This is a genomic window from Variovorax sp. Root473, from assembly GCF_001426505.1.
GTDB lineage: Bacteria > Pseudomonadota > Gammaproteobacteria > Burkholderiales > Burkholderiaceae_C > Variovorax.
Genome location: NZ_LMEV01000001.1, coordinates 228,771 through 245,781 on the forward strand (window position 1 = coordinate 228,771; position 17,011 = coordinate 245,781).

Annotated in this window: 19 protein-coding genes; 8 read left to right on the forward strand and 11 right to left on the reverse strand. The window is 68.1% G+C overall.

Annotation, left to right across the window (positions count from 1 at the left end; translation table 11 throughout):
• Nucleotides 1-6 precede the first annotated feature (6 nt).
• Nucleotides 7-321 (forward strand): 30S ribosomal protein S20, encoded by a 315-nt coding sequence (gene rpsT, locus ASD34_RS01090; RefSeq protein WP_056571937.1) that lies wholly within the window; start codon nucleotides 7-9, stop codon nucleotides 319-321.
• 168 nt (nucleotides 322-489) lie between these two features.
• On the opposite strand, the gene ASD34_RS01095 is transcribed toward rpsT, so the two are convergent.
• Complete coding sequence (locus tag ASD34_RS01095; RefSeq protein WP_056571940.1) at nucleotides 490-828, reverse strand: DUF3579 domain-containing protein; 339 nt, start codon at nucleotides 826-828, stop codon at nucleotides 490-492.
• A gap of 160 nt (nucleotides 829-988) precedes the next feature.
• Between ASD34_RS01095 and ASD34_RS01100 the strand changes: the two genes are divergently transcribed.
• From ASD34_RS01100 to ASD34_RS01110, 3 genes are read left to right on the forward strand one after another with little or no spacing between them, the layout of a single operon-like run.
• Nucleotides 989-2,200: an aspartate aminotransferase family protein gene (locus tag ASD34_RS01100; protein WP_056571944.1), complete on the forward strand. Its 1,212-nt coding sequence runs from the start codon at nucleotides 989-991 to the stop codon at nucleotides 2,198-2,200.
• The gene (gene argF, locus ASD34_RS01105) at nucleotides 2,197-3,132 is read left to right on the forward strand and encodes an ornithine carbamoyltransferase (RefSeq protein WP_056571947.1); all 936 of its coding nucleotides are present in this window, start codon (nucleotides 2,197-2,199) and stop codon (nucleotides 3,130-3,132) included. The genes ASD34_RS01100 and argF overlap by 4 nt, the downstream gene beginning before the upstream one ends.
• Nucleotides 3,133-3,163: 31 nt before the next feature.
• A complete protein-coding gene (locus ASD34_RS01110; RefSeq protein WP_056571951.1) occupies nucleotides 3,164-3,481 on the forward strand; it encodes a YkgJ family cysteine cluster protein in 318 nt (105 codons plus the stop codon).
• Nucleotides 3,482-3,493: 12 nt separating this feature from the next.
• Here ASD34_RS01110 and ASD34_RS01115 read toward each other — a convergent pair whose 3' ends face one another.
• Nucleotides 3,494-3,970: an Lrp/AsnC family transcriptional regulator gene (locus ASD34_RS01115; RefSeq protein ID WP_056571954.1), complete on the reverse strand. Its 477-nt coding sequence runs from the start codon at nucleotides 3,968-3,970 to the stop codon at nucleotides 3,494-3,496.
• Nucleotides 3,971-4,147: 177 nt separating this feature from the next.
• On the opposite strand from ASD34_RS01115, the gene kynB reads away from it, so the two are divergent.
• From kynB to ASD34_RS01135, 4 genes are all read left to right on the forward strand, one after another.
• A complete protein-coding gene (kynB, locus tag ASD34_RS01120; protein ID WP_056571957.1) occupies nucleotides 4,148-4,792 on the forward strand; it encodes an arylformamidase in 645 nt (214 codons plus the stop codon).
• A 13-nt stretch (nucleotides 4,793-4,805) separates the two neighbouring features.
• On the forward strand, nucleotides 4,806-6,086 hold the full coding sequence (gene kynU, locus ASD34_RS01125) for a kynureninase (RefSeq protein ID WP_056571959.1): 1,281 nt from the start codon (nucleotides 4,806-4,808) through the stop codon (nucleotides 6,084-6,086).
• On the forward strand, nucleotides 6,083-6,943 hold the full coding sequence (gene kynA, locus ASD34_RS01130; RefSeq protein WP_056571961.1) for a tryptophan 2,3-dioxygenase: 861 nt from the start codon (nucleotides 6,083-6,085) through the stop codon (nucleotides 6,941-6,943). The genes kynU and kynA overlap by 4 nt, the downstream gene beginning before the upstream one ends.
• A 93-nt stretch (nucleotides 6,944-7,036) precedes the next feature.
• Nucleotides 7,037-8,290, forward strand: a complete 1,254-nt coding sequence (locus ASD34_RS01135; RefSeq protein WP_056571964.1) for a hypothetical protein — start codon at nucleotides 7,037-7,039, stop codon at nucleotides 8,288-8,290.
• 76 nt (nucleotides 8,291-8,366) lie between these two features.
• On the opposite strand, the gene ASD34_RS01140 is transcribed toward ASD34_RS01135, so the two are convergent.
• The 9 genes from ASD34_RS01140 to ASD34_RS01180 form a co-directional block, all read right to left on the reverse strand.
• Nucleotides 8,367-9,551, reverse strand: a complete 1,185-nt coding sequence (locus ASD34_RS01140) for an FAD-dependent monooxygenase (protein WP_056571967.1) — start codon at nucleotides 9,549-9,551, stop codon at nucleotides 8,367-8,369.
• Between the two features lie 5 nt (nucleotides 9,552-9,556).
• Complete coding sequence (locus tag ASD34_RS01145) at nucleotides 9,557-9,841, reverse strand: DUF6587 family protein (protein WP_056571971.1); 285 nt, start codon at nucleotides 9,839-9,841, stop codon at nucleotides 9,557-9,559.
• Nucleotides 9,842-9,868: 27 nt separating this feature from the next.
• On the reverse strand, nucleotides 9,869-11,764 hold the full coding sequence (gene feoB / locus ASD34_RS01150; protein ID WP_056571974.1) for a ferrous iron transporter B: 1,896 nt from the start codon (nucleotides 11,762-11,764) through the stop codon (nucleotides 9,869-9,871).
• Complete coding sequence (locus tag ASD34_RS01155; RefSeq protein WP_056571977.1) at nucleotides 11,757-12,056, reverse strand: FeoA family protein; 300 nt, start codon at nucleotides 12,054-12,056, stop codon at nucleotides 11,757-11,759. The genes feoB and ASD34_RS01155 overlap by 8 nt, the downstream gene beginning before the upstream one ends.
• Nucleotides 12,057-12,193: 137 nt before the next feature.
• Nucleotides 12,194-13,030, reverse strand: coding sequence for an iron uptake system protein EfeO (gene efeO, locus ASD34_RS01160; protein ID WP_082548456.1), 837 nt, complete (start codon nucleotides 13,028-13,030; stop codon nucleotides 12,194-12,196).
• A 44-nt stretch (nucleotides 13,031-13,074) separates the two neighbouring features.
• Nucleotides 13,075-14,376 (reverse strand): iron uptake transporter deferrochelatase/peroxidase subunit, encoded by a 1,302-nt coding sequence (gene efeB / locus ASD34_RS01165; RefSeq protein WP_056571979.1) that lies wholly within the window; start codon nucleotides 14,374-14,376, stop codon nucleotides 13,075-13,077.
• Between the two features lie 22 nt (nucleotides 14,377-14,398).
• Nucleotides 14,399-15,577 carry an iron uptake system protein EfeO gene (gene efeO, locus ASD34_RS01170; protein WP_056571981.1) on the reverse strand — a complete coding sequence of 393 codons (1,179 nt, stop codon included), beginning with the start codon at nucleotides 15,575-15,577 and terminating at the stop codon, nucleotides 14,399-14,401.
• 12 nt (nucleotides 15,578-15,589) lie between these two features.
• Nucleotides 15,590-16,426 carry an iron uptake transporter permease EfeU gene (gene efeU, locus ASD34_RS01175; protein ID WP_056571984.1) on the reverse strand — a complete coding sequence of 279 codons (837 nt, stop codon included), beginning with the start codon at nucleotides 16,424-16,426 and terminating at the stop codon, nucleotides 15,590-15,592.
• Between the two features lie 121 nt (nucleotides 16,427-16,547).
• Nucleotides 16,548-17,009: a metallophosphoesterase family protein gene (locus ASD34_RS01180; protein WP_056571986.1), complete on the reverse strand. Its 462-nt coding sequence runs from the start codon at nucleotides 17,007-17,009 to the stop codon at nucleotides 16,548-16,550.
• Nucleotides 17,010-17,011: the final 2 nt, after the last annotated feature.

Consider the following 17,011-nt stretch of genomic DNA (forward strand, 5'->3'; position numbering starts at 1 on the left):
CTAAATATGGCATCCGCCAAGCCCAAGAAGAAGAACCCGCGCCTCGCGTCGGGCCGCAAGCGCGTCCGCCAGGACGTCAAGCTCAACGCTGCGAACACCTCGCTGCGCTCCAAATACCGTACCGCTGTCAAGAACGTCGAAAAGGCTGTTCTGGCTGGCGACAAGACCAAGGCAAGCGAACTGTTCGCGAAGGCCCAGAGCATCGTCGACACCGTCGCCGACAAGGGCATCTTCCACAAGAACAAGGCAGCCCGCGACAAGAGCCGCCTGTCGGCCAAGGTCAAGGCCCTCGCCCTCGCGCCTGAAAAGGCCGCCGCCTGACACCTGTCAGGCAAGCCCGGACCGGAATTCTCCGGTCCGCCGTTTGATCGGGGTGCGCTGCAGCAAGCAAAAGTGAAAAACCGCCTTCGGGCGGTTTTTTCATGGGCGCTCGAAAAGCATCCAGGCGCGGCGAGCAACCCGCGCAACCCAAAAAAAAAGACCTGGGAGTCAGGTCTTTGCGGGAGGGGGCGGCGTGTCCGCCGGGTCGGGCACCAGGCAGGCCTCGGCCACCTGGAGGTTGTTGTCTTTCGCGAAGTTCACGCAGAAGTCCCAGGCCATGGGTTCCGCGTCGCGCAGGGCACGGTTCACCACCACGCATTTCACGCCGTTGATGGTCGTGGGAATGCACCAGGGCGAGTAGCTCAGGTGGCTGCCCGGGTAGGCGCCGCCGGGGCGGAAGGAGCACATGACGCCGGCGAGGCGCTCGGCCCAGTCGCTGGGGCGAAAAGTGCGGCCATCGTGGGTGATGCCCTGGATGAAGATTTCTTTGGCGTTGGGGGAAATCATCGTGAAGTGAGGCGACCGGAACAGGTGCTGCGGTGCAGCAAGCGATTGTATCCGCGGCCCTTTTTGCATCCTGAACGGGGGGCATTGCTGTGATGCGGAATCCTCAACGAAGCCGTCAAACCGCACGCCTAGAATTCGTGTTCCCTATCTGGAGAACCGAATGAGCGCCACCGCCCAGCAACCCACCTCGCCCCACGTCATGAACACCTACGGTCGCCTGCCGATCGCGCTGTCGCACGGCCAGGGCTGCCGAGTCTGGGACACCACGGGCAAGGCCTACCTCGACGGCCTGGGCGGCATCGCCGTCAACACGCTGGGCCACAACCACCCCGAGCTGGTGCCCGCCCTGCAGGACCAGCTGACCAAGCTGATCCACAGCTCCAACTACTACCACGTGACCGGCCAGGAACAGCTCGCCACCAAGCTCACCGAGCTGTCGGGCCTGACCAACGCCTTCTTCTGCTGCACCGGTCTGGAAGCCAACGAAGCCGCCCTGAAGCTGGCCCGCAAGTACGGCCATGACAAGGGCATCGAGCGCCCCGAGATCGTCGTCTACGAAGCCGCCTTCCACGGCCGCAGCATCGCCACGCTGTCGGCCACCGGCAACCCCAAGGTGCAGGCCGGCTTCGGCCCGCTGGTCGAGGGCTTCATCCGCGTGCCGCTGAACGACATCGAGGCGCTGAAGAAGGCCACCGAAGGCAACCCCAACGTGGTCGCCGTGTTCTTCGAAACCATCCAGGGCGAAGGCGGCATCAACCCGATGCGCGTCGACTACCTCAAGCAGGTGCGCCAGCTGTGCGACGAGCGCGACTGGCTCATGATGATCGACGAAGTGCAGTGCGGCATGGGCCGCACCGGCAAGTGGTTTGCGCACCAGTGGGCGGGCATCAAGCCTGACGTGATGCCGCTGGCCAAGGGCCTGGGCTCGGGCGTGCCGATCGGCGCCGTCGTGGCCGGCCCCAAGGCCGCCCACATCTTCGGCCCGGGCAACCACGGCACCACCTTCGGCGGCAACCCGCTGGCCATGCGCGCCGGTGTGGAAACCATCCGCATCATGGAAGAGCACAAGCTGCTCGAGAACGCCGCCACCGTGGGCGCGCACCTCAAGGCCGCGCTGGAACGCGAAATCGGCGGCCTGCCGGGCGTCAAGGACATCCGCGGCCAGGGCCTGATGCTGGGCATCGAGCTCGACCGCCCCTGCGGCGCGATCCTGAACCGCGCCTGCGACGCCGGCCTGCTCCTTAGCGTGACGGCCGACAAGGTGATCCGCCTCGTGCCGCCGCTCATCCTGAGCATTGCCGAAGCCGACGAGATCGTTGCGATCCTCGCGCCCATCGTCAAGACCTTCCTCTCGGAGCCTGTTGCGCAATGACGACCGCCGCCGCACCGAACGCCCTGCGCCACTATCTGCAGTTCTCGGACCTCACGGCCGACGAATACGTCTACCTCTTCGATCGCATGGCGATCATCAAGAAGAAGTTCAAGACCTACGAAAAGCACCAGCCGCTGACGGACCGCACGCTGGCCATGATCTTCGAGAAGGCCAGCACGCGCACCCGCGTGAGCTTCGAGGCCGGCATGTACCAGCTCGGCGGCAGCGTGGTGCACCTGACCACGGGCGACAGCCAGCTCGGCCGCGCCGAGCCCATCGAGGACAGCGCCAAGGTCATCAGCCGGATGGTCGACCTGGTGATGATCCGCACCTACGAGCAGACCAAGATCGACGCCTTCGCCGCGCACTCGCGCGTGCCCGTCATCAACGGCTTGACCAACGAGTTCCACCCCTGCCAGATCCTGGCGGACATCTTCACGTACATCGAGCACCGCGGCTCGATCCAGGGCAAGACCGTGGCGTGGGTCGGCGACGGCAACAACATGGCCAACACCTGGCTGCAGGCCGCTGAAATTTTGGGCTTCACCGTACACGTGAGCACGCCCAGCGGCTACGAGGTCGACCAGTCGATCGCCGGCATCCGTTCGGGCGACAGCTACAAGGTCTTCAAGGACCCGATGGAAGCCTGCCGCGGCGCCGACCTCGTCACGACCGACGTCTGGACCAGCATGGGCTACGAAGCCGAGAACGAAGCGCGCCGCAAGGCCTTTGCCGATTGGTGTGTCGACGAGGACATGATGCGCATCGCGCAACCCGACGCCCTTTTCATGCACTGCCTGCCCGCGCACCGCGGCGAGGAAGTGCAGGCCGAAGTCATCGACGGTCCGCAGTCGGTGGTGTGGGACGAGGCCGAGAACCGCCTGCATGCACAGAAGGCGCTGATGGAGTTCCTGCTGTTGGGTCGGCTCTGATCCCCTGCGGCCCCCACACCGCACTGGCCTCATGAACCCCTGCCAGACCTGCGGCGCCTGCTGCGCCAGCTATCGCGTCGACTTCAGCGTGTACGAACTCGACGACAACGGCGGCCGCGTGCCCTCGGGCCTGGCGGTCGACGTGAACGACGCCATCTGCCGCATGCGCGGCACCGACCACACGCCCCCGCGCTGCGCCGCGCTCACCGGCAAGATCGGCCAGTCGGTGGCCTGCGGCATCTACGAATGGCGACCGAACCCCTGCCACGAACTGCAGGCCGGCAGCGACGCCTGCCAGCGCGCGCGCCTGCGGCATGGGCTCGCGGTGCTGTCCGACGAGATGCACTGACGACAGCGCCGTTCAGGCGACGGGCACCGGCAGGCCGCCGAGCTGACCCTTGAACTCCTGCAGCGAGAAATGCGTCTGCACGTGGCGCACGCCCGGCAGGCGGTGCAGCTTGCGCTGCAGCAGATCGGAATAGGCGTCGAGGTCCTTCGCGACCACCACGAGAATGAAATCCGCCGGCCCCGAGATGCCGTGGAACATCACCACCTCGGGAATGGCGCACACCGCGTCCTCGAAGGCGCGCGACGAAATCTCGGTCTGGTGGTCGATGCCGACCATCACGAAGGCCAGCACGCCGAAGCCCAGCGCGCGCCGGTTCAGGCCCGCGTGGTAGCCGCCGATCACGCCGTCGTCTTCCAGTTTCTTCACCCGCCGCCAGCACGGCGACTGCGACAGGTGCGCCATCTGCGCCAGCTCGCCCGAGGTCAGGCGGGCGTTGTCCTGCAGCGCGCGCAGCAGCTCGAGGTCGGTTCGGTCGAGGTCGGCTTGCATGATTTGTTCTCCAATTCCCGCTGAATGAATAGATTATTCAATCTTTCGATGATTGATGGATAACTTCTCGACTCAAGGCAGTCACTGCGCATAGCATTCGGCACCAGCCGGCCCCTTGTGAGCCGACTCCAACCGGCCCACACTGCCCTTTTTCTTCCTTCGCCCTGCCGCCCCGCCATGACCGCCCCGCTCCGACTCTGGGACATCTCCGCCCCCGTGCACGCCGGCAGCCCGGTGTTCCCGGGCGACACGCCGTATTCGCAGCAATGGTGCGCCACCATCGGCCCCGGCTGCCCGGTCAACGTGAGCGCGATCACGCTGTCGCCGCACGTGGGCACCCATGCCGACGCGCCGCTGCACTACGCCCCCGAAGGCCAGACCATCGGCCAGGTCGACCTCACGCCCTTTCTTGGCCCGTGCCGCGTGATCCACGCGATCGGCCGCGGCCCGCTGGTCACCTGGGAGCACATCGCGCATGCCGTGACCGACACGCTGCCGCCGCGCGTGCTCGTGCGCACCTACCCCGCCATGCCGATCGACCACTGGGACCCGCAGCTCGCAGCCTACGAACCCGCCACCGTCGAGCGCCTGGCGGCCATGGGCGTCAAGCTCATCGGCATCGACACCGCCAGCATCGACCCGGCCGACAGCAAGACGCTCGACAGCCACCAGCGCATCCGCCACCTCGACCTGCGCGTGCTCGAGAACCTCGTGCTCGACACCGTGCCCGAGGGCGACTACGAACTCATCGCGCTGCCGCTGAAGCTGACGAGCGCCGATGCCTCCCCCGTGCGCGCCGTGCTGCGCGAACTTCCCCGCTGAAACCTTCCCTTCCATGACGACGACCCTCGCCGACTGCCGCGCCCTCGACGCGCAAGACCCGCTGCGCGCTCTGCGCGACCAATTCACCCTGCCCGAGGGCGTGCTCTACCTCGACGGCAATTCGCTCGGCGTGCTGCCCACGGCCGCGCCCGCGCGCATCGCCGAAGTGGTCGCCAAGGAATGGGGCGAAGGCCTGATCCGCTCCTGGAACACCGCGAGCTGGTTCGACCTGCCGCAGCGCCTCGGCGACAAGGTGGCCCGGCTCATCGGCGCCGCGCCCGGCGAGGTGGTGTGCACCGACAGCACGTCGGTCAATCTCTACAAGGTGCTGTTCGCCGCGCTCTCGCAGCAGAAGGCCAGCGGCCGCACGCTGGTGATCAGCGAGCGCAGCAACTTCCCCACCGACCTGTACATCGCCGAGTCGCTGTGCCGTGAACGCGGCTTCACGCTGAAGCTGATCGATGCGAGCGAGCTGGCCACCGCACTGACCGACGAGGTCGCCGTGCTGATGCTCACGCACGTCAACTACCGCACCGGCGCCATGCACGACATGAAGGCCGTCACCGCCGCCGCCCACGCCGCGGGCGCGCTCACCGTGTGGGACCTGGCGCACAGCGCGGGCGCCGTGCCCGTGGCGCTCAACGACAGCAACGCCGACTACGCCATCGGCTGCGGCTACAAGTACCTCAACGGCGGCCCCGGCGCGCCGGCCTTCGCCTGGGTGAACACCAGGCACGCAGGCCAGTTCGAGCAGCCGCTGTCGGGCTGGTGGGGCCACGCGGCGCCCTTCGAGTTCACGCCGCACTACCGCCCCGCCCCCGGCGTCGGCCGCTACCTGTGCGGCACCCAGCCGGTCATCGCGCTGGCCGGGCTCGAATGCGGCCTGGACACCGTGCTCGCCGCCGAAGCCTTCAACGGCACCAGCGGCGCGATGGCCGCGCTGCGCACCAAGTCGCTCGCGCTCACCGACCTGTTCATCCAGTTGGTCGAGCAACGCTGCGCCGGACAAGGCCTCTCGCTCGTCACCCCGCGCGACCACGCACTGCGCGGCTCGCAGGTGTGCCTCAGCCGCGAGGAAGGCGCCTACGCCATCGTGCAGGCGCTGATCGCACGCGGCGTGATCGGCGACTACCGCGCCGGCGATTCGCAGATGCCCGACATCCTGCGCTTCGGCTTCACGCCGCTGTACCTCGGCTTCGAGGACGTGTGGCATTCGGTCGAACACCTCGTGCAGGTGCTCGAAACCGGCGAGTGGCGACGCGCCGAATTCAACCGCAAGAACGCAGTGACATGAGCACCGACAACGACAACAACAAGACCCCCGAGTCCATCGTCCACGAAGAGAAGGCGCAGCTGGACTTCAGCAAGTCCATGAGCTACGGCGACTACCTGCACCTCGACGAGATCCTGAACGCGCAGCACCCGCTGTCGCCCGCGCACGACGAGATGCTGTTCATCGTGCAGCACCAGACCAGTGAGCTCTGGATGAAGCTCATGCTGCACGAGCTGCACGCCGCCGTGCAGTGCATCGCGCAAGAGCGCCTGCCTGACGCCTTCAAGATGCTCGCGCGCGTGAGCCGCATCATGGAACAGCTGGTGAGTGCATGGACCGTGCTCTCCACCATGACGCCGCCCGAGTACACGGCGATGCGCCCCTACCTCGCCAACTCCAGCGGCTTCCAGAGCGCGCAGTACCGCTGCATCGAGTTCCTGCTCGGCAACAAGAACGCCGCCATGCTCAAGCCGCACGCGCACCGCGCCGACCTGCTCGCGCAGGTGGATGCCGCCTACCGCGCGCCCTCGCTGTACGACGAGTCGCTGCGCCTGCTCGCACGCCACGGCCTGCCCGTGCCCGCCGACCGGCTCGATCGCGACTGGACCCAGCCCTACGAATCGAGCGACGGCGTCGAGGCCGCCTGGCTTGCGGTCTATCGCAACCCGCACGACCACTGGGACCTGTACCAGCTCGGCGAAAAACTCACCGACCTCGAAGACGCCTTCCGTCTCTGGCGCTTCCGCCATGTGACCACCGTCGAACGCGTGATCGGCTTCAAGCGCGGCACCGGCGGCACGGGCGGCGTGAGCTACCTGCGCAAGATGCTCGACGTGGTGTTGTTCCCTGAAATCTGGAAGCTGCGCACCGACCTGTAGCGCGACATGCGGGGCTCGCAGTGGCCCCGGGCGAATGAGGGTTGCTCCATCGGCGCAAAGCGCTACATTTTGGAGAACACGGAGGCTGCTGCCATGAACAACGACACCTCGTTCTCTGCCGAAGAGCTCTCCACCCTGCGCGAACACGGCGTCGTGCTGTTCGCCGATCGCGTGATCTTCGACGCGCAGCCGCCGATGCCGCAGCAGCAGATCGATGCCGTGCAGGCGCTGTGCGCCGGCCCGCTGCCCGCGGCACTGGTCGCGCTGTGGCAGCACACCGCGGGCGGGCGCCTCGACTACGACCTCGCATTGCCGATGAACGGCAATGTCGAAAGCGTCAGCTGGTCGGAGCTGTTCTGGGACGGCAGCGACGGCTACCGCGATCTGCAGGGCTGGATCGAGCACGAGCAGGAACTCGCCGAAGAAGCGGCCGAAGACAGCGGCACGCCCTGGAGCGGCAAGCTCACGCACCTGCCCATCGGCGGCTTCGAATACTGCGACCGCATCTACGCCGTGGTGGAACCCGGCGAGGCGCACGGCCAGATCATTGCGTGGAAGCAGGGCCTGCCGCCGGCCTGGACCCACGCGCTGCACGAGGACGGCCTGAGCCCTATCGCCACCGACCTGTACGGCGCCTTCGCGGCGCTGCACCTCGACGAAGATCCGCTGGCGCCGACGAGCGACTACTTCTCGGGGCAGGCGCTGCTCGCCTACCTCGACGACCGCCACGAAGGGTTCGGGCTGGACCTCGACCTGATGGACAAGCTGGTCACCTTCTATTGCCGCGCCATCGTCGACTGGCGCACGCCGCTCGCCGATGGCACGCTGCGCCATCACCCAGCGCTCGCACGCGCTGCGCTGCGCCACGCGATTGCCACCGACGACGCCGCGCTGGTCGCCGAACTCGCTGCCGCGGGCCTGAACTTCGAAGGCCCGCATGAAGGCAGCGCGCTCGCCACCGACGTGGCCGTGGGACACAGCGCCTTCGCCGCCGCAGCAGCGCTGGTGCGCGCGGGCGCACCCGTGGCATCCGACGTGCTGCGCAACATCGACGGCCAGATTTCGCCCGAGCTCACGCGCGCCCTGCTGGACAACGGCGCCGAGCCGACCGTCGCCGCCATCGTGAAATGCGCGGCCTGCGGTGCGCCCGCCAGCGCACACCTGATCGCCGATGCCTGCACGCAGATCGGCATCGACGTGCCGCCGGCCTTCGTGGCCGATCGCGACGCGATGCTGGTCGAGCTGGAGACCACGCTCGCGCAGATGCGCGATGGGACGCAGGGGCATTACCTGGGGCAGGAAGGTCTCGCCGAGCGCATCGAGCATCTGCAGACGTTTCGGCTCTGAGGTGCTTTTCAGGGCTCGCGGATCAGCGAGCACCAGCAGCTGTCTTGTACCCGGTGGCCTGGGCACGCGCCCTGGATCAACCGCCGTACAGCCAGGGCTGATCGAGCAACCGGGAACCCAGCAAGCGCATCGCCATGTCGCGCCCGAAGCGCACCGCACCGGTGGCATGAAAGATCTCGCCATTGCGGCGCGCACGCGCCTGCACTTGCGCGTTGCGTTCCCAGCGCGCCTCGGCATAGCGCGCGAACGCAGCCGGCACGCCCAACGCCGAGGTATCGCCCAAGGCATCCGCCAGTGCGACCGCATCTTCGATCGCCATGCCAGCGCCTTGCGCGAGGTACGGCACCATCGGATGCGCTGCATCACCCACCAACGCGACACGCTCATGCGCCATGTCGGCAGGACCAGCGACCGGCGCACGATCGCTCAACGTCCACGCACGCCAGCTTGGCATCGCGTCGAGCAATGACTGAAGGCTCGCACAGCTGCGACCCATCGCCTGCTTCAACGCCGCAAGGCTGCTGGCCTGATCCCAATCGCGCGCATCGCCCGCAGGTGCAGATTCGGCAATGACAACGACGTTGAGCGCATCCCCCGCGCGCACCGGGTACGCAACCGCATGCAAACGCGGCCCGAGCCACACATCGACGCGCGAACGACGCAGCGCCGCAGGCAGGTCAGCCTGCCGCACCAGCGCACGCCAGGCCGTGTGCCCGGTCACGCGCGGCGGCGCTTCGGCGGATTCGGATTCAAGCTGCGCCCGCACCAGGCTCCACAGGCCGTCAGCCCCCACCAGCGCCTCGCCCTCCCACGCGCGCGCGTCGGTGCTCGAGACGCAGACGAGGTCGTCACTGGTCTCGACCTGCCGGATGCGCGCGGCCGTGATCAGCGAGCCCGTGCCGCGCGCGCGCACGGCATCGAGCAGCAGCGTGTGAAGGTCGGCACGGTGCACGCAGCAGTACGGCGCGCCGTAGCGCTGCTGCATGGCGTCGCCCAGCGGCATGCGGGCCAGTTCGGCGCCGCTGCCGGCGCTGTGGACCACCAGCGCCTCGGGGCGCGCCGCGATGGCCGCGAGGCCGCGGCCGAGGTCGAGTTGCTGAAGGCGGCGGGTGGCGTTGGGGCCGAGCTGCACACCGGCGCCGATTTCGCCGAAGTCGGCGGCCTGCTCGAAGACGTCGGCGCGGTGGTGGGCGCGGGACAGCGCCAGCGCCGTGGCCAGGCCTGCGATCCCGCCGCCTGCGACGAGGATGTGCGCGGGCATCGGACTCAGCGTCCGGTGCTGGGCGTGGGGCTGTGGCGGTCGGCCGGCTCAGCGCCAGCAGGTTTCTTGGGGGCACAGCTGCCGCAGCTGTCGCACGAGCCGCAGCCCGAGGTCTTGGCGAGCGAAGCGGCGAGCTGATCGGCACGGGTCTGATCGATGAGGCCCGCGCGCTGCGTGCCCGCCGCGAGCTTGCGCGCCGCGCCGCGGCGCCAGCCAGCAGGCATCCAGCGCCAGACCGCGTAGAGCGCGGCGGCCGCGACGATCAATCCGACGATCAATTGCTGTGTCATGTCTTCTTCAACCCTTTCCCCGTGGTTTTACCCCGCGCCGAAAGCGAGTGCAATGCGATAGGTCAAGAAGCATGCCACGTATGCCAGGGCGAACAGGTAGCCCGCCATGATCCACACGTATTTCCACGAGCCCGTTTCACGCTTGACGGCCGCCAGCGTCGAGATGCATTGCGGCGCAAACACATACCAGACCAGCAGCGACAGCGCGGTCGCCAGCGACCAGCTGCCGGCGATGAGCGGCTCCAGCGCGCCGGCCACGTCGTCGCCGGTGGCCGAGAGCGCGTACACCGTGCCCAGCGCGCCCACCGCGACTTCGCGTGCGGCCATGCCCGGCACCAGCGCGATGGAAATCTGCCAGTTGAAGCCGATGGGCGCAAAGATGTGCTCCAGCCCGCGGCCGATGATGCCGGCCAGGCTGTACTGGATGGCGGGGCCGGTCGCGCCCTCAGGCGGCGACGGGAAGGTCGACAGGAACCACAGCAGGATCGTGAGCGTGAGGATGATCGTGCCCACGCGCTGGAGAAAGATCCACGCCCGCTCGTACAAGCCGAGCAGCAGGTTGCGCGGATTCGGCCAGCGGTAGGCCGGCAGTTCCATCAGCAGCGGCGAGTGCCTCGTGCTGTCGCGAAAGCGCTTCATGACCCAGGCCACGGCCATCGCCGAGACGATGCCGAACACATACAGCGCGAACAGCACCACGCCCTGCAGGTTGAAGATGCCGCCCACGTCGCGCGCCGGAATGAAGGCCGCGATGAGCAGCGCATACACCGGCAGCCGCGCCGAGCAGGTCATGAGCGGCGCGATCATGATGGTCGTGATGCGGTCGCGCCAGTTGCTGATGGTGCGCGTGGCCATCACGCCCGGAATGGCGCAGGCAAAGCTCGACAGCAGCGGAATGAACGAGCGGCCCGACAGTCCCACGGTGCCCATCAGGCGGTCGAGCAAAAAGGCCGCGCGCGGCAGGTAGCCGGAATCTTCCAGCGCGAGGATGAACAGGAACAGGATCAGGATCTGCGGCAGGAACACGACCACGCCGCCCACGCCTGCAATCACGCCGTCGACCAGCAGGCTCTGCAACATGCCTTCGGGCATGTGCGTCTTGATGACGTTGCCCAGCCCTTCGGTGGCGGCCTTGATGGCGTCCATCGGCACGTTGGCCCAGCTGAACACGGCCTGGAACATCAGGAACATGGTGACGGCCAGCACCAGCATGCCCCACACCGGGTGCATCACGACGCGGTCGATGCGGTCGCTGGTGTCCAGGCTGCCCACGGGCTCCTTCACGGCCAGGCCGAGGATGCGGCGCACCTCGCGCTGCGTGGCGAGCACGTCGTCCAGGCCCGGCGCCTGCCACGGCTGGGGCGCCGCGGCGGCCACGGGCTGGTCGAGGGCTTCGAGCAGATGCTTCGCACCGCCGCTGTGGACGCCCACGGTCTCGATCACCGGCACGCCGAGTTCGCGCGAGAGCACGGCGGTGTCGACCGCGATGCCCTGTTTCCTGGCCATGTCGGTCATGTTGAGCGCCACCACCATCGGCAGGCCCAGCTGGCGCGCTTCGAGCACCAGGCGCAGGTTCAGCCGCAGGTTGGTGGCGTCGGTCACGCACACGAGCAGGTCGGGCAGGTCCTCTTTGCTCTGGCCGGTGACGATGTCGCGCGTGACGGCCTCATCGGCGCTCAGCGCATTCAGGCTGTAAGCGCCCGGCAGGTCGAGCACGAAGACGCGGCGGCCGGTCGGCGTACGCAACGTGCCTTCCTTGCGCTCGACGGTCACGCCGGCGTAGTTGGCCACCTTCTGGCGGCTGCCGGTCAGCAGGTTGAAGAGCGCGGTCTTGCCGCAGTTGGGGTTGCCCAGCAGCGCGATGCGCGCGGGCTGCGTGGTGGCGCCGAGACGGCCCGGCCCCTGGATGACGGCTTCAACCATGGTTCGCGGCTCCCGGCGTGACGTGGATCAGCGCGGCCTCGTGGCGGCGCAGCGCGAAGGTGGTGTGGCCCAGGCGCACGGCCAGCGGCTCGCGGCCCGGGGTGCCGGTGGCGACGATGCGCACGGCCTCGCCCGGCACAAAGCCGATTTCGGTCAGGCGCAGCACCAGCTCGCGGTCGTCCGCATTGTCGGGACGGGCCACATCGAGCACGGTGGCCCACTGATGGGACGGAAGCTGATCGAGGCTCAGCGCGGTGGTGGTCGGCGCTGCGCCGAGGTCGTTGTTTCGCACGGTGGGGGGGTGCGCCCCCGGAAACCCCGGGGCACGCCAGTAAGCAAAAGCCAGATGCTAGCAATTCTCACTCGCGAAAACCTGACCAACCCCAAAAAGTCCCGGGTCAGCCGGAAATGAGTGCCTCCGGGTCGGACTCAGTTCAGTCCCAGCATGCCGCGCAGCTTGGACAGGTCTTCGGCCAGCGTATTCACCCGGCCGGCCAGCATCTTGCGGTCGCGCTCGGTGAGCTTCGAGTAGGTTTCGAAGCCGCCGTCGGCCGTGCGGTACTTGGCCAGCGTGTCGAACACCACCTTGAAGTTGGCGTCGGCCTTCTCGGCGAAGGGCTTGTCCTGCTTCACGACCAGCGGGCGCAGCAGTTCGACGATCTTGTAGGCGCCCTCGAAGTTCGACTGGAAATCCCACAGGTCGGTGTGGCTGTAGCGGTTTTCCTCGCCGGAGATCTTCGTGGCGGCCACCTCTTCCATCAGCACGGCAGCGCCGCCCACGACCTTCTCGGGCGGGAAGGTCAGCGCGCCCAGGCGCTTTTGCAGTTCGAGCACGTCGGCCAGCAGCTTGTCGGCCACGGGGTTCAGGTCCTTGGTGGTCTTGAGCGTCCACAGGCTGTACTCGATGCGGTGAAAGCCGATGAAGGCTGGATCTTTCTCGGCCTTCTCGTGGTCGTCCGCGCGCGAGTCGATCGACTGGTCGAGGTCGGTGAACAGCTCGGCCACGGGCTCGACGCGCTCGTAGCTGGTGCGCGTGGGCGCGTAGAGCTTCTTGGCCTTCTCGATGTCGCCGGCCTTCACAGCGGCGGTGAACACGCGCACGTCGGCCGCCAGCTTGCGCACGTTCTGCGTCACGTAGATCTTGTAGTCCGAGATCGGACCGACCAGCTCGAGCGGCGACACGGCGGCCTGCGCGCCCACGGCATAAAGGCCGGCAAAGCCTGCGACGAAAGCGGCGAGGAAGCGGCGGCGGAACTGCACGGTCATGGATCTCCTTGGATGCGGTGCGGTGGTGATGAAAAAGGGAGCGCTCAGGCGGCCAGCAGGCTGCGCCCGAGCCAGTCGTCGGCGCCCTGCACGCCGGGCAGCGTGAAGAAGAAACCGCCGCCGATGGGCTTGATGTATTCCTCGAGCGGCTCGCCATCGAGACGCGTCTGCACGGCGATGAAGCCCTTTTCAAGGTCGGCCTGGTAGCAGATGAACAGCAGGCCCATCTCGAGCTGGCCCGACTTGGTGACGCCGTTCGAGTAGTTGAAGGGCCGGCGCAGCATCAGGTTGGCGTCCGAGGCCCTGGTGCGCGGGTTCGCCAGGCGGATGTGCGCGTCCATCGGCGTCGCCTTGCCTTCGGGGTCCTTCGTGTAGTCGGGCACGTCGTGCTCGGTCTTGCCGCCGTCCAGCGGCGCGCCGCTGGGCTTGCGGCGGCCCATGATGGCCTCCTGCTCCTGCAGCGGCGTGCGGTCCCAGCGCTCGACGAAGTTGCGGATGATCCGCACCGCCTGGTAGCTGCCGCCCACGGCCCAGGCGGGCTCGTCGCCGTTCGGCTGCACCCAGACGAGCTGGTTCATGAGCGTGTCGTCCGCCGAGTCGGGGTTGGCCGAGCCGTCGCGAAAACCGAGGAAGTTGCGCGCGCTCTCCGCGGGCTGGCCCGCCACCGCCGGAATCGGCGGCACCGAGCCCTCCTGCTTCCAGTGCAGCACCAGCAGGTCGGGCGTGTTCTTGATGATGTCGCGCAGCGCGTGGATGTTGGTGTCGGGCGTGTTGGCGCAGAACTGGATCGACAGGTCGCCGTGGCACAGCGCGGCATCGAGCGCGTCGTTGGGGTGGCGCTGCATCTGGTTCAGCCGCTTGGGCTTCTTCGCGGCGAGGCCGAAGCGCTCGTCGAACAGCGACGCACCGACCGACACGGTCACGGTCAGCCCGTCGGGCTGCACCACCGGGCCGAGGATGCCGGAGCCCGCGGGCGGCAGCCTGGGGTCGGGGTCGGTCTGCGGGCCACCCTGCGTGAGAAAAGCGATGCGCTCGGTGAGCGTGCGCATCAGCCGCTCCAGGTCGGCGCGGTTCTCGGCCAGCACGTAGAACGAGGCGACCATGCCGGCCGTCGGGCGCGGCGTGACCACGCCCGCCTGGTGCTTGCCGCGGAAGGGCACGCGGTCTTGCGTGTGGGTGCTCTGCGGGGCATCGGTGACCTGCGCCCCCGTATCGGGCGGGCCCGGCATGGCCGCGCCGGCGCGCGCGCTGGCGGCGAGCCCGGCAAAGGCCACGCCCGCGGCGCCGAGCATGCGGCGGCGGTGCGGCGAGGCAGGAGCGGTGTCGTTCTTCTTCGTCGGTTCCATGGGGTCGTCGTTCTCTCTCAACTCATTCCAGACCGAGCGCGGCGTTGACCTTGCCCAGTTCCTCGGCCAGCGCGCGCACCGGCACGGCCAGCGCCTGGCGCTGCGCGTCGTCCAGCGGTGCGGGCTGGAAGCCCTCGCCGGCGCGGTACGGCGCCAGCGCTTCGTCGAAGGCAGCAAAGCGCTCGTCCACGGCCTTCTGCTGCGCGGGCGCGGCCTTCACCAGCAGCGGCTGCAGCAGGTCGGCGATCTTCTTGGTGCCTTCGTAGCTGCCCTGCAGGTTCACGAGTTCGGCATGGCCGTAGTGGTCCTCGCCGCCGGCGGGCAGGTTGTCGGCCACGCGACGCAGCAGCTTCGAGGCGGCGCTGGCCAGGCGCTCGGGCGGCACGCTCAGCGCGCGCAGGCGCGCCTGCAGTGTCTCGGTGTCGGCTAGCAGCTGGTCGAGGACCGGCGCCAGCGCCTTCGCGTCGCCCTGGCCGTACAGCGCGTACTCGATGCGGTGGAAGCCGCTGAAGCCCGGATCGGCCTCGCGCTTCTCGAAGTAGTCGGCGCGGGCGTTGATGCGCGTGTCGAGGTCGGCGAACAGCTCGGCCATCGGCTCGATGCGCTTGTAGGCCTGGTGCGCCGGCGCATAGAGCAAGCGCGCCTGCTTCAGGTCGCCCGCCTTGACCGCGTCGGCCAGGCCACGCACCGCGTCGTCGAGCGTGCCGGCCTCCAGCCGCAGGAACACCTGGTACTCGGCCAGCGCGCCCACGTAGTTGACGAGCGAGGGCCGCGCCTCCTCGGCCAGCGACGCCGCCGACGGCGTGACGTGCAGCTTGCCGCGCGGATTGCTCAGCAGGCCGCAGGTGATGGCAAAGTCGCCCGGCGAGAGCTTGACCGTCAGGGTCTGCGAGAAGCCGGGCGCGATGTTCTCGCGCTCTTCCACCACCATCACGCCGTCGAGAATTTCCCACTCGAGCGCGCGGTTCGACTTGTTGACAATGGTGAAGGTCGTGCGCCCCGCGGGCACGGTGATCTCGTTCGGCTCGCAGGCGTTGCCCTGGATCGTGACCGTGACGGCGTGGTCGACCGCCTTGGGCGGCGCCTTGCGCGCCTCGTTCGAGGCGTACCAGAAGGCCGCGAGGCCGGCGACGACCAGCAGCGCCGAGGCGCCCACGGCGACGCGCATGAGCGTCGATGAAGAAGAAGAGGAAGAAGACATCGGGAAAAAAGATCAGCCGGCGGTCGCCGTGCGCGGCGCCGCAGCAGCAGCCGGGCGCAGGAAGAAGAACAGGGCCACGGCCAGGAAGGCCAGGTAGACGATCACCTCACCCACCACGGGTGCGGCCTGGTAGCCCAGCAGGCCCGACAGCACGGCGCCCACGGGGCTGTCCATCGGCAGGGTTTCGCTCATGTCGAACACCACGGTCTGCAGCTGGTTCCACACGCCGGCCTCGTGCAACTTGCGCAGCACGCCGGCCAGCAACCCGGCCGCAACCAGCAGGATGAACAGGCCCGTGAAGCGGAAGAAGCGGCGCAGGTCGAGCCGCACGCCGCCCGAGTAGATGCCCCAGCCGACCACCACCGACACCGCGATGCCGGCGAGCGCGCCCACGGGCGCTTCCCAGCCGGTGCTCTGCTGGAACACGGCCAGCAGGAAGAAGACCGACTCCAGCCCCTCGCGCGCCACGGCCAGGAACACCATGCCGATCAGCGCCCAGCCCTGCCCGTCGGCATGCTGCGCGAGCGCCTTGTCGATCGACGCGTGCAGCTCGCCCTTGATGGAGCGGGCCGCCCTGCGCATCCAGAACACCATCGAGGTCAGCATGACCACGGCGATGAGCCCGACCACGCCTTCGAACAGCTCCTGCTGCTTCTGCGGAAACTCCGCCGCCAGCAGTTGCAGGCCGGCGCCGGCGAACAGCGACAGCGCGGTGGCCAGCAGCACGCCGACCCACACCGCGGGCATCAGCCGGCCGCGACCGCTTTGTTTCAGGTAACTGGCAACGATACCGACGATGAGCGCGGCCTCGATGCCTTCGCGCAGCATGATGAGAAAGGGAATAAGCATCTCGGAGCAGAAGAATGTCCTTTGAAAATGCCCCGATGTGGTGCATTTTTCAAAGAACGGCCCGAGGATACCCCATCAAATAAGATTTATTCTCAATTAGGGGTATTCGACCCCGCCCCGCTCACAGGGGCAGTTCGACGATGCGCGCGCTGACGGTGTCGCCGTCGACGATCAGTTCGGCCACGGCGATAGGCAGCTTGAATCGGCGCGGGCCGGCGCTGCCCGGGTTGACGTAGAGCACGCCGCCGCGCTCCTCGACCTTGGGTTGGTGCGAATGGCCGGAGATCACGACACGCACGCCGGCGCCGGCGGGGTCGATGTCGATTTGAGAGAGGTCATGGATCGCGTAGACCTGCACGTCGCCGACCTTCAGGAATGCCGTCTCTGGAATGGCCCCGGCCCAGGCCTCGCGGTCGTTGTTGCCGCGCACCACCGTCAAAGGCGCGATGGCGACGAGGGCGTCGAGGATGCCGGCGTCGCCGATGTCCCCGCCATGCACGATGAAGTCGCTGCCCCGCAAGGCCGCCACGGCCTGCGGACGCAGCAGGCCGTGGGTGTCGGAGATGAGCCCGACGCGGATCAAGC